General features: G+C 46.2%; 3 protein-coding genes. All 3 read left to right on the top strand.

Annotation, left to right across the window (positions count from 1 at the left end):
• On the top strand, positions 1 to 1,466 hold a 1,466-nt coding region (locus tag VK541_RS14910; RefSeq protein ID WP_324371115.1), incomplete at its 5' end, for a right-handed parallel beta-helix repeat-containing protein.
• 320 nt (positions 1,467 to 1,786) lie between these two features.
• The gene (locus VK541_RS14915; protein ID WP_324371116.1) at positions 1,787 to 3,199 is read left to right on the top strand and encodes a glycosyl hydrolase family 28 protein; all 1,413 of its coding nucleotides are present in this window, start codon (positions 1,787 to 1,789) and stop codon (positions 3,197 to 3,199) included.
• A 311-nt stretch (positions 3,200 to 3,510) separates the two neighbouring features.
• On the top strand, positions 3,511 to 6,538 hold a 3,028-nt coding region (locus tag VK541_RS14920), incomplete at its 3' end, for a tetratricopeptide repeat protein (protein WP_324371117.1).

The raw sequence follows: 6,538 nt of genomic DNA on the forward strand, positions 1-6,538 counted from the left end.
TGGACACAATGCTGGGTATTGCCATTTTTTGCGATGACCATGTGATGTTCGACAAGGTGATTGATCATTACCTGTTCGGTGAAGGAAACTCTGGAATTACCAAATATGTTTATCCCAATGGGCAGTGCCAGGAAAGTACCCGTGACCAGTCGCACACACAGTTAGGACTGGGCGAGTTGGCCCAAACCTGCCAGATTGCATGGACGCAGGGCGTAGACCTTTATGGTGCCGCGCAGAACAGGCTGGCCCTTGGCTTTGAATACACCAGCAGGTACATGCTGGGTAAAGATGTTGATGCTTACGGGGAGATTTCAAGCAAGGGCCGCAAGGGATTCAATGATATTTATGAGTCGGTATACCGTCATTATCATGATGTGAAAGGCCTGGAAATGCCCTACACGAAACTCGCTGCCGATACGAACAGGAACAGGGCAGGGCTTTCTCTTTTAACTTCCGTAAGGGCTCCTTTACCGGGTGCTGTGAATCTTGCCGGGAACACACCTCTGGTACCGGTGAAGATCGCTGAGCGGGCCGGTGCAAATGTACTGACTGGTACTGTTCCTGCTGTGCCGGGGAAGGTCTTCAGGGTAGGGCCGGAAGGCTCCATCCAGGCGGCGCTTGATTCCTGCGCTGCCTCAGGGGGATCAGTGCTTTTAGAAAAAGGAGTTTATACGTTACAAACATCTTTAAAGATTACAAGTGGTATCACGCTTGCCGGGCAGGGTAAGGAAACGGTACTTTTTGTGGATCCTAAGATCAATCCAGATAAAACGGGTACTGCAATTATCAACCAGTGTCCGGAGATGAGTGATGTTACGATCCGCGACCTGGTGATCGAAGGAGCCATGACTCCGCAGCCGTCTTCTGATCCAAATCAGGACCGCAGGCAACGCTCGTACCAGATGGCCCAGCCGCGGGCGGGAATAGTTTTCATGGGACTTTATGAGGGACAGATGAAGAATATTCGAATGGAAAGGATAACGGTCAGGAATTGCACTAAGAACGGCGTTGCTATTACAGGTGCAACAGGGGTGACGATCAGCCGGTGCGACTTCAGTGATAACGGCTCGAGCGTGGTGCCAGGAAATGGCATACACCACAACCTGTTGATAGCTCATGTCAGGGAAGCCAGCATTACTGGCAGCAGGATGGATACTTCGCCCTGGGGAAACGGGGTATCGGTTACCGAGTCAAGCAAGATAACTTTAACTGGGAACGAATTTGCGCGTAACCGGCTCAACGGCTTGTATGTAGCCGATAGCCGTGAGGTAGTGGCCGATGGCAACCTTATAGAGGGAAATGATGGGGACGGGATCGGTTTTGATGTGCACACGGTCGCCTCTTCGGGTGGTAGTCTTCAAAATAACCGCGCTTGGTATAATGGTAAAAGGGGAATAAACCCTTCCGGCATCAAAGGTGTTTTAATGAAAGGAAATATGATCAGTAGTAACGCTATGACCCAATAGATTTCGAATTTGATACCAGGTAAATGAAGTAAGGCTAAAATGCGGTTTCTCAGTTCCTTGACACGAACGAAAGGCTAAGCAAGTATCAACTGGTTCGGGATCGAAAAATAGCCGTAAGGAATAGAGTATTGGGACAGAAGGGGGTATGGTCGTATGATTTCTGCTAATTGATAGAGTATCTGATATATTTTTTTGTGTCCTGATATTGTCTGAGATATTTAATAACTAATAATATAGGAATTGGCAGTGTGCCGAAGACAGTCATTAATAACATGAAAAATCTAAGCCTTTTAAATCAGCATTTTTGCGTACTTTGCTTAATGCTTTCTACGACAGTGTTCACAGCATCTCATGCAAGTGCAAATGACGTATTGAGAGCTTATCCGGCCCCTGCAGCTGCCGTACAAAACACCGACTTCAGCGTTAAAGTGCGTATATCGGGGCAACCCTGGCGGGATCTTCCGGAGTATCTGGTTAAGGTCGACCAGATAAAGGGAATTGATCATCAGGAAGAAAATGCCTCGATGAGCTATTTCGATTTTTCAGGAGAGGTAGAGGTTGCTGTTACTTTTAATAAAGGACCAATAAACATGTCCCAGATACGGCCACTTTCCTATAACATTCAGCATAAAGTAGCAGGCAGGACCATCACCTTTAAGTTGAATAAACCCGCCAATATTTCCGTTGAAGTAAATGGCGATATTTTTCATAACCTACATCTTTTTGCCAATCCCGTCGAAACATACGTTCCTGATAAAGCTGATAGCAACGTGATCTATTATGGCCCCGGCATTCATGAATTACCCGGCAAGAGATTAAAAGTCCCTTCGGGGAAAACAGTTTACGTTGCGGGTGGGGCTATCCTTATGGGACAAATTCTAGTTGAAAATGCTGAAAATGTCAAGATTTTAGGAAGAGGCATGATCGATCATTCCATTAAGGGAGCCATCCGTATCGCCAGGTCAAAAAATGTAGAAGTAAACGGACTCTTTGTAACACAGTGTATGACGGGAGGTTCGGAAAACGTGACCATCCGTAATGTGAAGTGTATGAGCTATTATAAATGGGGAGACGGCATGAACGTTATTTCCAGTAAAAATGTGCTGATAGATGGGGTATTTAACCGCAACTCAGATGATTGTACAACGGTATACGGCACACGTTCAGGTTTTGTGGGAGGCTGTAAAAATGTAACTATGCAAAATTCAACACTTTGGGCAGATGTTGCCCATCCGATTCTGGTGGGCACACATGGAAGTACACCCAATCCTGAGATGTTGGAGGACCTGAGCTATATTAATATTGATATCCTTGACCATAAGGAACAACAGGTTGATTACCAGGGCTGCATGAGTCTTAATGCCGGGGATAGTAATCTGATCAGGAATGTCCGGTTTGAAGATATAAGGGTAGAAGATTTTCGATATGGCCAATTGCTCAATATCCGTGTATTTTATAATGCAAAGTATTGCACTTCTCCGGGTCGTGGGGTAGAGAATGTGCTGTTTAAGAATATCAGCTATAATGGAAAAAATGCAAAGCCTTCAATCATCGCTGGTTATGATGACCAACGGAAGGTGAAAAATCTTGTTTTTGAAAATTTTAAGATAAATGGAATGTTGATCACCGATGATATGCCCAATAAACCTGCCTGGTTTAAAACCTCAGATATGAGCAACATGTACGTTGGGGACCATGTAGAGGGTATTGTTTTTCGTAAAAGCATTAAATAATCCTGGAATATATGGACAGATGTAAAAAAAACTGTTGATCAGCTTTTTCTGTTATTGCATAGCGCTCAACAACAGCTTAGATATTTTCAACTTGATGTGATCCACTTCAAGATCGGTATGCATGGATGGCAGTAAAGAGAAATCGTATAAATCGGCTTTCGGAAATATCCTAATATACTTGCAAAACAGATCATCAGGGTGTATATACATCAAGTTGGTGAGTATATTAACCCTGATAGTTTGTCATTACAAAAAACTGGTAACCGAGGCGTTTGAGAAATCTTCTGGTGCCGATTAAACGAATGATCAACATGAAAATGCGCAAAACTAAGCTCGCCAAAACCTTATTGTCAGGCTGTTTCCTGATGGTATCGGTAGGAGTGGTGGCACAATCAACCGTTTCTATACGCGAAGTAGATGAAATGATCCCGACCTACCTGGCTGGTCCGCCCGAACCAAACCCCATGTTTTTTTTCGGCAAACAATCGCAGGGTGCCGAAGGAAGAATTTATCCTTATCCCTTGTATGATAATCTCACCAACAAAAAGGGAGAGAAAACCTATCACCTGGTATACATTGAAAATGAGTTTTTGAAAGTGGGGATAATGCCCGAAATGGGCGGAAGAATCTTTTCAGCCCTGGACAAGACCAACAATTACGACTTCGTATACAAGCAACATGTGATTAAACCTGCACTTATTGGCCTCTTGGGGTCATGGATTTCGGGAGGTATAGAATGGAACATTCCACATCATCACCGGGCAACTACCTTTTCTCCCGTGCAATGGAAAAAAGAGTCGCATGCCGATGGAAGCAAAACGATCTGGGTGGGTGAGCTTGAGGTACGCGACCGGATGCGCTCGTCTGTTGGCTACACGCTTCGCCCCGGCAGTTCTGTGCTTGAATGCTCGGTAAGAATTATTAATCGCACGCCATTGCCGACCTCGATGTTATGTTTTGCCAACGTAGCTGTGAGCACTAATGAAAATTACCAGGTGATCTTTCCCCCCTCTACGCAATGGTCCACCGGGCATAGCAAAAAGAGTTATTCATCGTGGCCATCGCCGAACGGTGTTGACATGAGCTGGTATAAAAATAATAAAAGCTCAGCCTCATGGTTCGCCGTCAACGATAAAGATGATTTTGTGGCCGGGTATGATCACGGTAGGAACGCCGGCACAATGACCATTGCCGACCGGCATATCATTCCAGGCAAAAAATTCTTCACCTGGGGTGTTGGCAATATGTGGGATAAGATTTTAACCGACGATGATGGCCCATACCTTGAAATCATGGTTGGTGCTTATTCAGACAATCAGCCCGATTATTCCTGGATGCAACCGTTCGAAGAGCGATCGTTTACAATGTCATGGTATCCTTTCAGGGGAATTGATGGAGTAAAGAACGCAAATCTGGATGCTGCGGTTAACATTGATGTAAAAGATGGAAGAGCACTATTCGGTTTTTATACTACTAAATCATATCCAAATGCAACAGTGAGTATCAAAGCGGGGGATAAAATACTTAGCCAGGAGAATATTATGATCAATCCCGGTAAGCCGTACTCTAAACAAGTAGCCATACCTGCTGGCTTAAATGAACATGATCTTCGTGCTTCGATAGTCGCGGGCGGACGCGAACTTGTGGCTTACTCTCCCGTTCGGTTACAGCAAACCCCAAGGCCGGTAGGAACAGCCAGTGCTGCCGCACCAGCGAGTATTAGGAACGATGAAGAGTTGTTCCTTGCAGGCCAGCGCATCAACCAGTTTCATAATCCCACGCTGGATGCTGATCCTTATTGGGAAGAAGCGTTGCGCCGGGATTCTGGTAGTATAGCCGCGAATACCGGTATGGGTTTACTAAATTTGAAAGCGGCAAAGTTTGCAGCAGCTGAGAAATATTTCAGGAAGGCAAATGAACGCCTTACCGCTCAGTACACCTCTCCCAAAAATGGCGAGCCATTTTATTATCTCGGAGTTGCGCTAAAAGCACAGGGCCGGTTAAACGAAGCATTTACCGCTTTCTATAAAGCTGCCTGGAGCCAGGAATGGAAATCACCGGCCTATTTTTCTTTGGCGGAGATCGCATCGGCCAAAGGCGATTATACTGAGGCGTTGAAATTTGTTGGTCAATCTTTAGATGCCAATGCGTTGAACGTTCGGGGGTACGGACTCAAAGTGGCCCTGTTGCGCCACCTGGGCCGTAGTATTGAAGCTGTAAAGCTAATTACGTTCGCCAGAGAAAAAACAGATCCGCTCGATGCACGCCTGGTGGCTGAACAATGGCTGGCAACTAAAGACCTTTCAGCTTCACAGTTACTTGGGTCAACCTTGAACGATAATCCTGCAACTGCTCAGGAAACGGCAGCAGAATATTATAATGCAGGACTTTGGAACGATGGCAGCGCCGTTCTGCTACAGGTAATTGCTGGTGCATCAAATAAGTCCGGCGTTTCACCCCTGGTATATTATTACCTGGGGCATTTTGCCGAAAAGCTTGGCAAAACCGCTGATGCCCTGGCCTACCGGAAACAGGCAATGCTGCAATCGCCGGAATATGTTTTCCCTTTCCAATCGGAAGTCATTGCGGTGTTGGGCCGGGCGATCGAAGTAAATCCTAAAGATGCCCGGGCGCAGTATTATCTTGGCAACTTGCTGTACGACTGGCAGCCGGAAGTGGCTGTAGCTTTATGGGAAAAGTCTGCGGCAAACGATCCTGATTTTCCGATAACCTGGAGAAATCTGTCGGTGGCGTATGCCCGTCAGCAGGACGGAGATTCGCAAAAAAAGGCAATTGCCAGTTTGGAAAAAGCGGTCGCTATTGGTACGCCATACCCAAGGCACTTTGCCGAGCTCGATAGATTTTATCAGGCGGCAGGAGAGCCGGTGCAAAAACGGCTCGCCCTTTTGGAAAAAAATCAAGCACTGGTCATAAAAAATGATGAAGCACTTGGAAGCCTGATTACGTTGAAGATATTTTCCGGCAAGGCGGATGAAGCAATGAATATGTTGAAGAACCGCATCTTTAGTATTTGGGAAGGCGGTACGCCATTTAATGCAGGCCAGGCCTGGGCTGATGCAAACCTTGTACGGGGACTTCAGTTTTTTGCCGCTAAGAAATATCAGGACGCAATTACAGACTTCGAAACAGCACTTACCCCGCCCGCAAACTTACGCGCGGAACAACGTTATGATCAGCATGTCGCCCAGTTAAATTACTATACAGGTTTAGCTTACGCCGCACTTGGTGATCATGAAAAAGCCAGGCAATCCTGGAATAAGGTGATTACCGGTTACACCGGCCGGGCATCTGAGGGCGTGGCAGGTGGCGGAGGCAATG

The sequence above is a fragment of the Pedobacter sp. genome, assembly GCF_035317785.1.
GTDB lineage: Bacteria > Bacteroidota > Bacteroidia > Sphingobacteriales > Sphingobacteriaceae > Pedobacter.